The sequence below is a fragment of the Bacillus massilinigeriensis genome, assembly GCF_900117315.1.
Taxonomy (GTDB): Bacteria; Bacillota; Bacilli; order Bacillales; family Cytobacillaceae; genus Bacillus_BE; species Bacillus_BE massilionigeriensis.
In genome coordinates this window covers 1294887-1310247 of record NZ_LT630337.1, presented here as the reverse complement: position 1 = coordinate 1310247, position 15361 = coordinate 1294887, and the positions used below count along the sequence as shown (strand labels likewise).

Sequence of the window (15361 nt, the reverse complement as noted above, 5' to 3'; positions counted from 1 at the left end):
TGGTCATATGAGTTTAAAAACGATTGAACTACAAATTGCACTTCCAAGAACACTAGAAGCAGGAAAACTGCAAGAACAGTTACAACAACAGGGGACAATCATGCAAGAACATGCTGGTCAAAGTGTGAAAAAGGAAGAAGAAAAACAGAGAACGACTGTTTTAAAATCAGACCTGAAAGAAATAAGACCAACCTTAGAAGATGAAGGTGGAAAGAATAGTTATCATGATGGGAAAAGGCAGAGAAGAAAAAAAGAAGACCATCATAAAAAGGAAAATCATCCATACAAAGGGACAAACATTGACTACAGTGGATAGAGGGATGTTATGACCACGCTTTTATTATTAATTAGTTTTATCTTAAACATTATTTCAATCTTTGCGGTAATTATTCTTTATCTCCGTCAAAATCGTCTAGTTCAAGTTGAACAACGTCAAGTTAAAAACATGAAAGAACTTGAAGAATTAATCTCTACATATATGATGGAGATGAAGGAAGAAAACGAGGAATTTATTCAGAAATTAATTTTGCAAAAGGAAAAACTCTCTAAAAAACCGCAAAATATTGATTCCTCAAAGGAATTAGACCATGAAAAAGAAAAAAAGAGCTCTAACCAAATGATAGATAAGAGCAAAGAGAAAAATAAAATAGTAAAACAGCAAGGCAAAACAGAAATCGATAGGAAGAGCGAACAACCACCTCATTTGGAAAAGACAATGGCCTATCAAGCAGTGAGGGCATATAAACAACAAAACGTATCTCCTCAAACAGAAAAGGATTTATTAGCAAGTGAGCTGGATCTAAAAAATCGATTCTCGAATGAAGAAATTATCGTAGAAATAGATAAGCAAACAGAATTATCACAAGAACAGACTGTTCAGGAAGAGAAGGAAATAACAGAAAATCTCTATATGAAATCCTTGTATAATCAAACCCTGCTATTGAAAAAGCAAGGCTTCAATGAGGAAGATATTGCAAGAAAATTAAACAAGGGTAAGACAGAGATAGAACTATTGTTAAAATTATATCAAATGAAATAAGAAACCCTTGATTTCTATTGCTGCTTTATGCTATATTTACAAATGGTGTTAATACACACGCTTACGGATTTAGTCGAATGGTGCTGGAAAACAGTTTTCGATTAAAAATGAAATAAGCGGAGGAAATCAAACCATTAGGAGGAAAAAACATGTCAGTCATTTCAATGAAACAATTGCTTGAAGCTGGTGTACATTTCGGTCACCAAACTCGCCGTTGGAACCCTAAGATGAAAAAATATATTTTCACTGAGCGTAACGGCATCTACATCATCGACCTTCAAAAAACAGTTAAAAAGGTTGAAGAAGCTTATAACTTCGTTAAGGAACTTGCTGGTAACGGCGGTAAAATTCTTTTCGTAGGTACTAAGAAACAAGCTCAAGATTCTGTTAAAGAAGAAGCAGCTCGTTCTGGTATGTACTATGTGAACCAACGCTGGTTAGGCGGTACATTAACAAACTTTGAAACCATCCAAAAGCGTATTGCACGCCTTAAAAACATCGAAAGAATGTCTGAAGATGGAACTTTTGAAGTACTTCCTAAAAAAGAAGTTGTTCAATTAAAGAAAGAGCAAGATCGTTTAGAAAAATTCCTAGGCGGAATTAAAGATATGAAAGAGCTTCCTGATGCATTATTCATCATCGACCCTCGTAAAGAGCGTATCGCAGTTGCGGAAGCACATAAATTAAATATTCCTATCGTTGGTATTGTTGATACAAACTGTGATCCAGATGAGATCGATGTTGTTATCCCAGCTAACGATGATGCTATTCGCGCTGTTAAACTATTAACTGGCAAAATGGCAGATGCAATCTTAGAAGCAAAACAAGGTGAAGAAACAGCTGTTGAAGCTGAGTAATCATCTCACTGTTCATTTGAACTTTAATCTATGATTTTCTGAAGAAAGGTGATAAGAGGGCTATACCTTTTATCGCCTTTTTTTAAAGAAAAGGTTTAGCAAAACTCTTGCTTGCAAAGTATATTATTACATAGGATTTAAGGAGGAATTACGCGATATGGCAATTACTGCACAAATGGTAAAAGAACTTCGTGAAAAAACTGGCGCAGGAATGATGGATTGTAAAAAGGCTCTAACTGAAACTGGTGGAGATATGGAAAAAGCTGTTGATTTCCTTCGTGAAAAAGGAATCGCAAAGGCAGCAAAAAAATCTGATCGTATTGCAGCTGAAGGAACAACATTTATCCAAGTTGAAGGTAATGAAGCTGTTATTTTAGAGGTTAACTCTGAAACTGACTTTGTTGCAAAGAATGAAGGGTTCCAAGTATTAGTTACAGAACTTGCAGCACATCTTCTTAAGCAAAAGCCAGCAACAGTAGAAGAAGCAAATGCTCAAACAATGGATAATGGAGCTACTGTAGAAGCTCATGTCAATGCGGCTATCTCAAAAATCGGAGAAAAAATCTCCCTTCGCCGTTTTGAAGTAAAAACAAAAACAGATAATGATGCTTTCGGAGCATACCTACATATGGGTGGTCGAATTGGTGTTCTTTCTGTTCTTGAAGGTACTACAGATGCAAATGTCGCAAAAGATGTATCTATGCACATTGCAGCATTAAATCCAAAATATGTTTCACGTGACGAAGTATCTCCAGAAGAAGTTGAACGTGAACGCCAAGTATTAACTCAACAAGCATTAAATGAAGGAAAACCTGAAAATATCGTTGCTAAAATGGTTGAAGGTCGTTTAGGTAAGTACTTCGAAGACGTTTGTGTGAATGATCAAGCTTTTGTTAAAAATCCTGATCAAAAGGTCGGTCAATTTGTCAAAGCAAACGGTGCTACAATTCGTGAATTCGTTCGCTACGAAGTAGGAGAAGGAATGGAAAAACGCGAAGATAACTTTGCTGAAGAAGTTATGAACCAAGTGAAAAAATAATATTTCTTTTGTACACTTATTAAATTTCAGAATAGGGAACACATGGTGTTCCCTATTTTTAAGAGTAAGGTATAAATGAAATTTCACTTAATACATATGGAGGTTCTCATGCTTAGTCCAAAATATAAAAGAATCGTTTTGAAGTTAAGTGGTGAAGCATTAGCAGGAGCGCAGGGATTTGGGATTGACCCAACTGTAATCAAATCAATTGCTACTCAGGTAAAGGAGATAGCTGTTTTAGGTGTTGAAGTTGCTGTTGTTGTAGGCGGCGGTAACATCTGGCGCGGAAAAATCGGTGAAGAGATGGGAATGGATAGAGCGAACGCCGATTATATGGGAATGCTAGCAACTGTCATGAATTCCTTAGCACTTCAGGATAGTCTTGAACAATTAGGGATTGAAACTCGTGTACAAACTTCCATTGAAATGCGTCAAGTTGCTGAACCTTATATACGAAGACGTGCCATTCGCCATTTAGAGAAGAAACGTGTCGTTATTTTCGCAGCTGGGACTGGTAACCCTTATTTCTCTACTGATACGACAGCTGCATTACGCGCAGCTGAAGTGGAAGCAGAAGTCATATTAATGGCAAAGAATAATGTAGATGGAGTTTATTCAGCTGATCCAAGAGTAGATCATAATGCCAAGAAATATGACGAGCTTACATATTTAGATGTATTAAAAGAAGGGCTTGCTGTTATGGATTCAACAGCTTCTTCCTTATGTATGGATAATAATATACCGCTTCTTGTATTTTCCATTATGGAACAAGGTAATATTAAAAGAGCTGTAATGGGTGAAACCATTGGAACTATTGTGAGGGGGAAATAATCATGCCTAAACAAGTACTTGCACATGCAAAGGAAAAAATGACCAAGGCGATTGCGGCTTATTCTCGTGAACTTGCTAGCATTCGTGCAGGAAGAGCAAATGCTTCATTATTGGACAGAATCACCGTGGATTACTATGGTGCTCCAACCCCTATTAACCAATTAGCGGGTGTTTCAGTACCAGAGGCCCGACTTCTTGTTATTCAACCTTATGATAAGTCAATCTTAGGTGATATTGAGAAGGCTATTTTAAAGAGTGATATTGGATTAACTCCAACAAACGATGGAAATCTTATCCGTTTAACTATTCCTCAATTAACTGAGGAAAGAAGAAAAGAACTTGTAAAGATTGTTAAGAAGGAATCAGAAGAAGCAAAAGTAGCCATTCGTAATATTCGAAGAGATGGAAATGATGATTTGAAAAAGCTTGAGAAAAACGGTGAAATTACAGAAGATGATTTACGCGGTTACTCTGAAGATATTCAAAAACTAACAGATGAATACATTTCCAAAGTAGACAACATGACTAAAGAAAAAGAAAAAGAAATCTTGGAAGTGTGAAAAAGAAAAGCGGAAGCTTCTTGCCTTGCAAAAACTTTTATTCTATACAAAAAAGACCCTCTATCAATAGGGGGTTTTTTCACTGTTTTAAGCGTATTCTTTGCACAATTAGAATTCTTTGACTAAATTATTATGTAGGAATGATACTAGTCCTATATTTTTTCTTATACCATTATTCTTATTTTTACTAGGAGTACATAATCTTTTTATATAGATATTTGTATAAAATTTGGTATGATAATAAGAAGTGATATGCTGAAGTCTTTGAATGTAAATATTTTGGTCTTGTAGCATGGATCTCATAGATGGATGTACTTTTGATTATTCTAATTTCGGAGACCGAGATTAATTTCTTTTGGAGGAGCATAATTATGTTAAATAAATTGAGGCTTTGGAAGAAGAAAGAGGATTCTTCCAATCTCCGAGAGCGAATAATAGCTATTCGTAATCAACAAATCCCGTCCCATGTGGCGATAATTATGGATGGAAACGGAAGATGGGCGAAGAAACGCGCTCTACCTAGAGTGGCTGGTCACCATGAGGGTATGAAAGTTGTACGCAAGATTACCAAATTATCAAATGAGCTAGGTATTAAAGTGTTAACCCTATATGCATTTTCAACAGAAAATTGGAAAAGACCTAAAAATGAAGTGGACTATTTAATGAAGTTACCTGAGGAGTTTTTAGGTACATTTCTACCTGAGCTTATTGAAGAAAATGTTCAGGTGCGTATGATTGGTTATAAGGATCAATTACCAGCACATACTTTAAGAGCTATTGAAAAGGCTATGAATGAAACAAAAAATAATTCTGGGTTAATTCTTAATTTTGCCCTTAACTATGGAAGTAGAGCCGAGATCCTTGAGGCAGTAAAACGCGCTGCTTCTGATTGTAAGAATGGTATTATGGATATAAATGAATTAACTGAAGATCAATTCTCAAATTATCTAATGACGAATGGGTTGGATGACCCTGATTTGTTAATTCGAACAAGTGGAGAAATTCGTTTAAGTAATTTTATGCTATGGCAGCTTGCTTATACGGAATTTTGGTTTACCGATGTACTGTGGCCTGATTTTGGAGAAGACCACTTATTAGAAGCAATAGAAACTTATCAAAATCGTCAAAGAAGGTTCGGCGGTGTTTAGACCAATATTTTCCCAGTTATTTAAATAAGACAACCATCAATAGACGTAGCAAAGGTGTTGAAGTAAAAAAATGAAGCAAAGAATTATTACAGCCATTATTGCAGCAGCAATTTTTTTGCCAATTGTAATTTATGGTGGGATTCCAATTATTATCGTATCTTATTTATTAGCTACAGTCGGTTTATATGAATTATTGAAGATGAGAAAGTTGTATCTATTCTCAATACCAGGAATTATATCATTAATTATGTTGTGGATTGTTTTATTCCCATCCCGTTATATGTCACTTTGGGACTCATTCCAATACACAAAGGTGGATATTTTTCTTTTTGCCGTTTTATGTTTTTTAACGTATACAGTTGCTTCAAAGAACCACTTTACATTTGAGGATGTTTCATTTTCTGTTCTCTCCATTTTGTATGTAGGAATCGGTTTTTATTATTTTGCTGAAACTCGAGAGACTGATAATGGTTTACAGTATCTTTTTTATTCATTGTTTATTATGTGGGCAACAGATTCTGGAGCTTACTTTTTTGGAAGAGCCTTTGGAAAGCATAAGCTATGGCCAGAAATTAGTCCTAATAAAACCGTAGAAGGTTCTATCGGTGGAATTTTGTCTGCACTCATTGTTGCTATTCTTTTTTCCATTTTTTCAGATATTGAACACTCACTTATTATTTTATTGATCGTAACAACCATTGCTTCCATATTTGGTCAGATTGGTGATCTAGTCGAATCTGCTTTTAAACGATTCTATAATGTCAAGGATTCCGGGAAAATTCTTCCAGGCCATGGTGGTATTTTAGATCGTTTTGATAGCCTATTATTTGTCTGGCCGTTGCTACATATTTTACATTTTATTTAAATAGTGATTGATTAGAAATGTAATCAATGGATGAAACTTTTGTGTGATAGTATTGAAACGAAAACTAGCTCATCATTTATGCTGCTAGCGTTTTCCTTAATGGAGATGATTATTTTGAAACGGATTAGTTTATTGGGTGCTACAGGCTCGATTGGCACTCAAACCTTAGATATAATCAGGGAACATCCTGAAGAATTCTCATTGGTTGCTATTTCTGTTGGAAGAAATATAGAATTAACCAGAAAAATTATTATGGAGTTCCAGCCCAAGGTTGTATCTTTAATCGAAAAAACAGATTCAGACAAGTTAAAAGCTGAATTTCCTGGGATAAAATTTTATAATGGAATAGAAGGATTATCTGAGGTTGCGGTTTATGATGAAGCAGATATGGTAGTAAATGCAGTAATAGGGAGTGTTGGATTACAACCAACACTACAGGCAATCGATGCAAAAAAAGACATTGCGATTGCTAACAAAGAGACATTAGTAACGGCTGGTCATTTAGTAATGGAATCGGCTAAGAGAAATGGAATCAAATTCCTCCCAATCGATAGCGAACATTCTGCTATTTTCCAAGCCTTGCAAGGAGAAGAAGAGAAGAATATTGAAAGATTAATCATCACCGCTTCTGGTGGGAGCTTTCGAGATCGGACAAGAGCTGAATTAGTAAATGTTACTGTTAATGAAGCATTAAATCATCCTAATTGGTCGATGGGTGCAAAGATTACGATAGATTCAGCAACCATGATGAATAAAGGCTTAGAAGTTATTGAAGCACACTGGCTTTATTCGATTGAATACGATAGAATTGATGTTCTCCTCCATAAGGAAAGTATCATTCATTCGATGATTGAGTTCCATGATAGCAGTATTATTGCACAACTTGGAACTCCTGATATGAGAGTACCTATTCAATATGCCTTATCCTATCCAAATCGGTTGCCACTAAAATCTGCCAAAAGGCTTAATCTTGCAGAGATTGGAAAGCTTCATTTTCAGGAGATGGACTTAGAAAGATTTCGTTGCTTGAAATTTGCTTATGATGTAGGTAAGGCAGGTGGAACACTACCTACTGTACTTAATGCAGCAAATGAAGTGGCTGTTGCAGCATTTCTGGAGGGAAGGATTTCTTTCTTACAAATTGAGGATTTAATTGAAAAGACGATAACTGCTCATAATAATATTTCGAATCCTAATTTTTCAATTATTCAAGAGGTTGATCAACAAACGAGACAGTATGTAAACACACTTCTATAAAAAAGGTGGTTATATTTTGAGTACTATCATTGCCTTTATTGTTATTTTTGGGGCGTTAGTGTTTTTTCATGAGTTAGGGCATTTTATTTTTGCCAAAAGAGCAGGTATACTTTGCCGTGAATTTGCCATAGGAATGGGTCCAAAGGTATTATCTTTTAAAAAAGGTGAGACCGTGTATACTGTTCGCCTGTTACCAATTGGTGGATTTGTAAGAATGGCCGGAGAAGATCCGGAAATGATAGAAATCAAACCTGGCTATAGAGTGGGCTTGATTTTTGATCAAAATGAAAATGTAACGAAAATCATCTTAAACAATAAAGATAAGTACCCAAATGCAAGAGTGATTGAGGTTGAAAAGTCAGATATTGAACATGAATTATTTATTCAGGGCTATGTTGAAGGGGAGGATGAAATCCTAAAAACCTTCACCATTAGTCGTGATGCTGTACTTGTTGAAAATGGAGTAGAATCGTTAATCGCTCCATACGACAGACAATTTGCTTCTAAAACTCTTGGTCAAAGAACAATGGCTATCTTTGCCGGACCGATGATGAATTTTATCTTAGCCATCGTTATTTTTATCCTTATTGCATTATTGCAAGGGATGCCTTCCAATGAGCCGATGTTAGGCAAGCTGACTCCGGATGGCGCAGCTATTGATGCTGGCTTAAAGGAAGGAGATATTGTTCATAGTATTAATAGGGCAGAAATTTCTGAATGGACCGATGTCGTTGAAATGATTCAAAAGAATCCTAATAAAGAATTAAGCTTTTCGATTGATAGAAATGGAAAAGAATTAGTGATTCCTGTAACTCCTGAAGAAAAGCTTGTTGAAAAAGAAAAAATAGGGGTAATCGGAGTCTACAGTCCTATGGAGAAATCTCCTCTTAAAGCCATTGCCTATGGCTTTAGTGAGACATATAACTGGACTAAAGATATCTTCATCATGTTAGGAAAGCTAGTATCTGGCCAGTTTTCAATTGATGCTCTGTCAGGCCCTGTAGGTATCTATGTTTCAACGGATACGGTTGCAAAGTCAGGTATTTATTATTTAATGAAATGGGCAGGGATTTTAAGTATTAACCTTGGGATTATGAACCTCTTGCCTATTCCTGCGCTTGATGGTGGTCGATTAATGTTCTTTGGTATTGAAGCGTTAAGAGGAAAACCAATTGATCGTCAAAAAGAAGGTATGGTTCATTTTATCGGTTTTGCCCTCCTTATGCTGTTGATGTTAGTGGTTACTTGGAACGATATTCAAAGATTCTTTTTATAAGAACATTTTTATGGTTTTCAAAAGCCCCATTTGTAATAGAAATCTTGTAGCATTTGACCTTGGACAAAGAAAAACTTGGTCTAAGGTCAAATGCCACTTTTTATTAAGAATAGACTCTATATGATTCAACTTCTAAATTACATATATTATAATTTAGTACGTATTGATTAATTGACTTTTTTAGATTTAGAATGAGGTGCTAATTTAATGAAACAAAGTTCGATGCTTATACCTACCCTACGTGAAGTTCCAGCAGATGCAGAAATAAAAAGCCATCAATTACTTTTAAGAGCCGGTTTTATCCGTCAAAATGCTAGTGGTGTATATAGCTATTTGCCACTTGCCAATCGGGTATTAAAAAAGATTGAAAAGATTGTAAGGGAAGAAATGGATGCTGCAGGCGCAGTTGAGTTATTAATGCCCTCCTTGATACAAGCTGAGGCTTGGCAAGAATCTGGCCGTTGGTATACATATGGTCCCGAACTAGTTAGGTTAAAAGATCGTCATGATCGTGATTTTGTTCTTGGACCAACGCATGAAGAAGTAATTACACAATTAGTTCGAGACGAAGTCAAATCATATAAACGCCTTCCTCTTACTTTGTATCAAATACAAACAAAGTTCCGGGATGAAAAGCGTCCACGATTTGGCTTACTTCGTGGCAGAGAATTTATTATGAAGGATGCCTATTCTTTTCATTCCTCACCTGAAAGTTTAGATGATGTTTACCAAGCATTATTTAAGGCATATTCCAATATTTTCAGACGTTGCCAGTTGAATTTTAGAGCAGTTATTGCTGATTCTGGCGCAATGGGTGGCAAGGATACCCATGAATTTATGGTATTATCAGATATTGGTGAGGATACCATTGCTTATTCTGATACATCAGATTATGCGGCAAATATCGAAATGGCTCCAGTCACCATGAAATATGAAAAAAGTAATGAACCTGTAAAAGAATTAGAAAAGGTTAAAACGGAAAACCAAAGAACCATTGAGGAGGTTTCTTCCTATCTCAAGGTTGAAGCAAATCAATGTATTAAGTCATTATTATTTAAAATTGATGATCAATATGTCCTTGTTCTAGCACGTGGTGATCACGAGATTAATGATATTAAGCTTAAAAACTTATTCGAAGCAGGTACAGTTGAACTAGCTACACCTGAAGAAACTAAGGAAGTATTAGGCTGTACTGTTGGTTCATTGGGACCTATCGGAGTTGAAAATGTGGAAATCGTTGGTGATTTTGCAGTCGAGTCCATTGTAAATGGTGTATGTGGTGCCAATGAAGAGCATTATCACTATACTCATGTGAATCCCGAACGTGATTTTGTCGTTAAACAATATGCAGATTTACGCTTTATTCAAGAAGGTGACTCTTCTCCGGATGGACAAGGGAACATCCTTTTTGCTAAAGGAATTGAAGTAGGCCATGTCTTTAAATTGGGAACTCGTTATAGTGAAGCAATGAATGCTACTTATTTAGATGAGAATGGGAAGTCAAAACCTATGATTATGGGTTGCTATGGGATAGGGGTATCTCGTACAATGGCGGCTGTTGCTGAACAATTTAATGATGATAAGGGTCTAGTTTGGCCGGCAAATATTGCTCCGTTCCATATTCACCTTGTAGCAATTAACATGAAGGACAATTCACAAGCCTCTTTAGCTGAAGAATTATATTCAAGTCTAATGCAGAACCGTTTTGAAGTGTTATTAGATGATCGGGCAGAAAGACCTGGGGTTAAGTTTGCTGATTCTGATTTAATTGGGTTACCAATTCGCATCACTGTTGGGAAAAAGGCTCAGGATGGAATTGTGGAAGTAAAGGTTCGAAAAACAGGAGAAATGCAAGAAGTTCATAAAGATAATCTTGTAGAAACAGTTACAAAAATATTATCAAATCTAAACTAGTAATAACGGGTTCCGATATCGGGACCCGTTTTTCAAAATTCTAGAATTGGGATGAATTTCTACACTTTGTTTTCATCTTGAAAACGACTCTTGTGATATAATAACCTAGTTCAAATAAAATACAAACTAAATGGATCTATATATAGAAGAGGGGAGAGAGAATAATGAACGATATCGCCGGATCGAAAGAGCGATTTCAACTCTTACTCCAGCAACTGAATTTAACAGATGATTTTTTTGTTCCTCATTTTCAAAATGCTAGAATTCAAAAAGTACTGGTTGAAAAGCAGGCAAGGAAATGGCATTTTCAATTTCTGTTAGAAAAAATATTACCAATTCAAGTTTATGAAAAATTTCATTTGCATCTTAAACAAGCATTTTCTCATATTGCCAAAATTTCTTTCACGATCGACGTGGAAGACAAAGAGCTTTCTGAAAATCTCATATTGGATTATTGGAAGAGCTGTGTTCAAGAAATTGAAGGGATTTCACCTCCTCTCATTAAATTATTTAATGAACAAAAACCAACCATCCATGGGAACAAAATTATTATTCATGTGAATAATGATTTAGAAGCGATGTCGATAAAGAGTAAATATTCGTCCACTATTTTACAAGCCTATCAATCCTTTGGCTTTCCATCGCTCTTGATTGATACCCAATTGAAGGAAGCAAATTCAAGTAATAAGGAATATGAGCGATTTTTAGAAGAGAAGGCAAAAGAGGATCAAGAAAGAGGACTTCAGGCTTTAATGGAATTACAGAAGAAATCGGAAGAGGCTTCTTCAAATGGAGAGGAGACTCAAGGACCATTAACAATAGGTTTAACTATTAAGGATAATTCTGAATTTAGAAGACTAGAGGAAATTGTTGACGAAGAAAGACGTGTAACGGTTGAAGGGTATGTCTTTACTGCTGAGACGAAGGAACTTCGTAGTGGAAGAACGCTTCTTACTTTTAAAATAACCGACTATACAAGCTCTATTATCGTAAAAATGTTCTCTCGCGATAAGGAGGATGCTGCCAACTTTCAACGTGTCAAAAAGGGAATGTGGTTAAAGGTTCGTGGTAGCATTCAAAACGATACCTTTGTTCGTGATTTAGTTATGATTGGCAATGATATCAATGAAATCAAACCAAATGAGAGAAAGGATACCGCACCTGAAGGAGAAAAACGTGTTGAGCTCCATCTTCACACACCTATGAGCCAAATGGACGCAGTCACTCCAGTGAGTACATTAATTGCTCAAGCAAAAAAATGGGGTCATAAAGCGATTGCTGTTACCGACCACGCTGTAGTACAGTCATTCCCTGAAGCATATAATGCCGGGAAAAAGAATGATATCAAAATCATCTATGGTTTAGAAGCAAATCTAGTAGATGATGGAGTACCCATTGCCTATAATGATTCACATCGTCTATTAGCAACTGACACTTATGTAGTATTTGATGTGGAAACAACAGGACTCTCTGCAGTTTATAACACAATTATTGAGTTGGCTGCAGTCAAAATTCAAAATGGTGAAATCATTGATCGATTTGAAAGCTTCGCTAACCCACATCATCGACTTTCAGCAACAACTATTGATTTAACAGGAATTACAGATGAAATGGTTCAAAGTGCTCCAGATGTAGATATCGTTTTAAAGAAATTTGTGAACTGGACCGAGGATGCCATCCTTGTTGCCCATAATGCCTCCTTTGATATGGGGTTTTTAAATGTCGGTTTAAAAAAGATAGGTCTCGAAAAAGCGAACAACCCTGTCATTGATACCCTTGAGCTTGCTCGTTTTCTTTATCCAGAAATGAAAAACCATAGACTCAATACATTGGCAAAGAAATTTGATGTTGAGCTCACCCAGCATCACCGAGCAATTTATGATGCAGAGGCTACCGGGTATTTACTTTTAAAAATGCTGAAGGATTCTGGGGAAAAAGGAATCGAATATCACGATCAATTTAATGAAAACATGGGTAAAGGGAATGCCTATCAAAGGTCCCGTCCTTATCATTGTACGTTACTTGTACAAAATGATGTCGGCTTAAAAAATCTATTCAAGCTTGTCTCTCTAGCTCATATAAATTATTACTATCGTGTTCCTCGAATTCCACGCTCACAATTGCAAAAATACCGAGAAGGAATCATCATTGGTTCAGGCTGCGATAAGGGCGAAGTATTCGAGGGTATGATGCAAAAGGCACCTGAAGAGGTGGAGGAAGCAGCTAATTTTTATGATTATATTGAGGTGCATCCAAAGGAGATTTATGCTCATCTCCTTGAATTAGAATTAGTACGAGACGAAAAAGAATTAGAGGATATCATTGGTAATTTGGTGAAACTTGGGGATAAATTATCAATTCCTGTCGTAGCAACAGGGAATGTTCATTATTTAAATGAAAATGATAAAATCTATCGAAAAATATTAATCAATTCCCAAGGTGGAGCCAATCCACTCAATCGCCATCAACTTCCTGATGTTCATTTTCGAACGACCAATGAAATGCTAGATGCTTTTTCTTTTCTGGGAGAAGAAAAGGCAAAGGAAATCGTGGTTACGAATTCAAATAAGATAGCAGATATGATTGAAAACGTAAAACCGATTAAAGACGACCTCTACACGCCTAAGATTGAAGGGGCGGAAGAGGAAATGCGCAGTATGAGCTACAATATGGCAAGGACCATTTATGGTGACCCATTGCCAGAAATCGTGGAAGCTAGACTTGAAAAAGAATTAAAGAGTATTATTGGACACGGATTCGCCGTTATTTACTTGATTTCTCATAAACTCGTAAAAAAATCATTAGATGACGGTTATCTAGTTGGTTCACGTGGTTCTGTTGGTTCTTCCCTTGTAGCCACGATGACAGAGATTACAGAAGTAAATCCGTTGCCTCCGCATTATATTTGTCCAAATTGTAAGAGTTCAGAGTTCTTTAATGATGGGTCAGTTGGTTCAGGATTTGATTTGCCTGATAAGGATTGCCCTAACTGTGGAACAACCTATAAAAAGGATGGCCATGATATCCCATTTGAAACCTTCCTTGGCTTTAAAGGAGACAAAGTACCAGATATCGATTTAAACTTCTCTGGTGAATACCAACCAAGAGCACATAACTATACAAAGGTCTTGTTCGGAGAAGATTATGTATACCGTGCAGGAACCATTGGTACAGTAGCAGACAAAACTGCCTTTGGATATGTGAAGGCTTATCAGCAGGATAATAATCTTCAAATACGTGGGGCTGAAATTGAAAGACTAGCATCGGGATGTACAGGGGTTAAACGTACGACTGGACAACATCCAGGTGGTATTATCGTTGTTCCTGATTATATGGAAATATACGATTTCTCACCTATTCAATTTCCTGCGGATGATAAAAACTCTGAGTGGAAAACAACCCACTTTGATTTCCACTCCATCCACGATAATATTTTAAAGCTCGATATACTTGGACACGATGATCCGACAGTGATTCGGATGCTTCAGGACCTAAGTGGAATTGACCCTAAGACCATTCCTACTGATGATCCTGAAGTCATGAAGATTTTTAGTGGAACAGAATCAATTGGCGTAACTGAAGATCAAATTATGTGTAAAACAGGTACATTAGGTATTCCTGAATTCGGTACGAGGTTTGTTCGGCAAATGCTTGAAGATACAAAACCAACAACCTTCTCAGAGCTAGTCCAAATATCTGGATTATCCCACGGAACGGATGTATGGCTAGGCAATGCTCAAGAGCTGATTCAAAATCAAACCTGTACTTTAAGTGAGGTAATCGGTTGTCGTGATGATATTATGGTCTACCTCATTTATCAAGGGTTAGAGCCTTCATTTGCCTTCAAAATTATGGAATCCGTCCGTAAGGGTAAGGGTTTATCAGATGAAATGGAAGCGGAAATGAGGAAGAATGAGGTACCTGAATGGTATATTGACTCTTGTAAAAAGATTAAATATATGTTCCCGAAGGCCCATGCTGCAGCCTATGTATTAATGGCCGTTCGGATTGCCTATTTCAAAGTTCATCATCCTCTTTTGTATTATGCAGCTTACTTTACGGTTCGTGCGGAGGATTTTGATATTGATGCGATGGTTAAGGGGTCTGAAGCTATCAAGGCAAAAATTGAAGAAATCAATGCAAAAGGGCTAGACGCATCAACAAAGGAAAAGAACTTATTAACAGTACTTGAACTTGCACTTGAAATGTGTGAAAGAGGTTTTTCCTTTAAAAAGGTGGATTTATACCATTCCAGTGCATCTGAATTTACTATAGATGGAGATTCGTTAATTCCTCCATTTAATTCAATACCTGGTCTTGGAACAAATGCCGCTTTAAATATTGTCAAAGCAAGAGGAGAAGGGGAATTCCTTTCAAAAGAAGATTTACAGCAAAGAGGAAAGATATCCAAAACCATCCTAGAATATTTAGACAATCATGGCTGTTTAGTAGATTTGCCAGAACAGAATCAGCTGTCACTTTTTTAACCCATTATCATCCGAATGGATTTCATGCAACTAAACTGATGAGTTTGCATTAAATATTTGGTTATGGTATAGTTTTATTGGAAATACT

At 36.4% G+C, this 15361-nt stretch carries 12 protein-coding genes; all 12 read left to right on the top strand.

Translation table 11 applies throughout. The features are described 5' to 3' along the window. The first annotated feature begins 7 nt into the window (after positions 1-7). On the top strand, positions 8-316 hold the full coding sequence (locus BQ6100_RS06550) for a hypothetical protein (RefSeq protein ID WP_075980902.1): 309 nt from the start codon (positions 8-10) through the stop codon (positions 314-316). 9 nt (positions 317-325) lie between these two features. Next, on the top strand, positions 326-1039 hold the full coding sequence (locus BQ6100_RS06545; protein WP_075980901.1) for a hypothetical protein: 714 nt from the start codon (positions 326-328) through the stop codon (positions 1037-1039). A gap of 149 nt (positions 1040-1188) precedes the next feature. After that, the gene (gene rpsB / locus BQ6100_RS06540; RefSeq protein WP_075980900.1) at positions 1189-1896 is read left to right on the top strand and encodes a 30S ribosomal protein S2; all 708 of its coding nucleotides are present in this window, start codon (positions 1189-1191) and stop codon (positions 1894-1896) included. A 157-nt stretch (positions 1897-2053) separates the two neighbouring features. Further along, on the top strand, positions 2054-2935 hold the full coding sequence (tsf, locus tag BQ6100_RS06535; RefSeq protein ID WP_075980899.1) for a translation elongation factor Ts: 882 nt from the start codon (positions 2054-2056) through the stop codon (positions 2933-2935). A gap of 108 nt (positions 2936-3043) precedes the next feature. After that, positions 3044-3766 carry a UMP kinase gene (pyrH, locus tag BQ6100_RS06530; protein ID WP_075980898.1) on the top strand — a complete coding sequence of 241 codons (723 nt, stop codon included), beginning with the start codon at positions 3044-3046 and terminating at the stop codon, positions 3764-3766. Between the two features lie 2 nt (positions 3767-3768). Next, the gene (gene frr, locus BQ6100_RS06525) at positions 3769-4326 is read left to right on the top strand and encodes a ribosome recycling factor (RefSeq protein ID WP_075980897.1); all 558 of its coding nucleotides are present in this window, start codon (positions 3769-3771) and stop codon (positions 4324-4326) included. Between the two features lie 371 nt (positions 4327-4697). Then, positions 4698-5474, top strand: coding sequence for an isoprenyl transferase (locus BQ6100_RS06520; RefSeq protein ID WP_075980896.1), 777 nt, complete (start codon positions 4698-4700; stop codon positions 5472-5474). A 70-nt stretch (positions 5475-5544) separates the two neighbouring features. Beyond that, positions 5545-6339, top strand: a complete 795-nt coding sequence (locus tag BQ6100_RS06515) for a phosphatidate cytidylyltransferase (protein ID WP_075980895.1) — start codon at positions 5545-5547, stop codon at positions 6337-6339. Between the two features lie 114 nt (positions 6340-6453). Continuing rightward, on the top strand, positions 6454-7596 hold the full coding sequence (locus tag BQ6100_RS06510) for a 1-deoxy-D-xylulose-5-phosphate reductoisomerase (RefSeq protein WP_075983462.1): 1143 nt from the start codon (positions 6454-6456) through the stop codon (positions 7594-7596). A gap of 16 nt (positions 7597-7612) precedes the next feature. After that, positions 7613-8872, top strand: a complete 1260-nt coding sequence (rseP, locus tag BQ6100_RS06505) for an RIP metalloprotease RseP (protein WP_075980894.1) — start codon at positions 7613-7615, stop codon at positions 8870-8872. 207 nt (positions 8873-9079) lie between these two features. Beyond that, on the top strand, positions 9080-10786 hold the full coding sequence (locus BQ6100_RS06500; protein WP_075980893.1) for a proline--tRNA ligase: 1707 nt from the start codon (positions 9080-9082) through the stop codon (positions 10784-10786). A 164-nt stretch (positions 10787-10950) separates the two neighbouring features. Continuing rightward, positions 10951-15273 (top strand): PolC-type DNA polymerase III, encoded by a 4323-nt coding sequence (locus BQ6100_RS06495; protein ID WP_075980892.1) that lies wholly within the window; start codon positions 10951-10953, stop codon positions 15271-15273. Positions 15274-15361: the final 88 nt, after the last annotated feature.